Genomic DNA, 891 nt, shown 5'->3' on the forward strand with positions numbered 1-891 from the left:
GGCTCCCACTGCTTGTACGCATACGGTTTCAGGATCTATTTCACTCCCCTCTCCGGGGTTCTTTTCGCCTTTCCCTCACGGTACTGGTTCACTATCGGTCAGTCAGTAGTATTTAGCCTTGGAGGATGGTCCCCCCATATTCAGACAAAGTTTCTCGTGCTCCGTCCTACTCGATTTCACTTCTAAGACCTTTTCGCGTACAGGGCTATCACCCACTATGGCCGCACTTTCCAGAGCGTTCCGCTAAAATCAAAGAAGCTTAAGGGCTAGTCCCCGTTCGCTCGCCACTACTAAGGGAATCTCGGTTGATTTCTTTTCCTCAGGGTACTTAGATGTTTCAGTTCCCCTGGTTCGCCTCACACACCTATGTATTCAGTGTGTGATAACCATCTTATGATGGCTGGGTTCCCCCATTCAGAGATCTCCGGATCAAAGTCTGTTTGCCGACTCCCCGAAGCTTATCGCAGGCTACAACGTCTTTCATCGCCTCTGACTGCCAAGGCATCCACCGTATGCGCTTCTTCACTTGACCATATAACCCCAAGCAATCTGGTTACTGTCTATAACGTGAAGACGACATTCGCCGAAAATCCGCATTTGCTCATGAAGAGCAACTCGCAAATTTTACCTTGACTTGAATAATCACCAGTGAAAGTGACCACTCAAATCTACTTCTATCACATACCCAAATTTTTAAAGAACAGTTACTGGCGCAAAGACCAGAAATCAATACACTCCGAAGAGGAATCTATTCATTTCTGTGCTTTCAAGCGATGTCGAGAATAATGGTGGAGCCAAGCGGGATCGAACCGCTGACCTCCTGCGTGCAAGGCAGGCGCTCTCCCAGCTGAGCTATGGCCCCATCTACAGATCGGCCACATCCCATGACAA

General features: G+C 48.6%; 1 tRNA gene and 1 rRNA gene. Both read right to left on the bottom strand.

Features of this window, described 5'->3' with window-relative positions:
- Window positions 1-532: ribosomal RNA gene (locus NA637_RS25160) — 23S ribosomal RNA — on the bottom strand; the annotation flags it as partial.
- A gap of 254 nt (window positions 533-786) precedes the next feature.
- Window positions 787-862, bottom strand: a tRNA-Ala gene (locus NA637_RS25165).
- Window positions 863-891 lie beyond the last annotated feature (29 nt).

This window comes from Stutzerimonas stutzeri, from assembly GCF_024448935.1.
Taxonomy (GTDB): Bacteria; Pseudomonadota; Gammaproteobacteria; order Pseudomonadales; family Pseudomonadaceae; genus Stutzerimonas; species Stutzerimonas stutzeri_AO.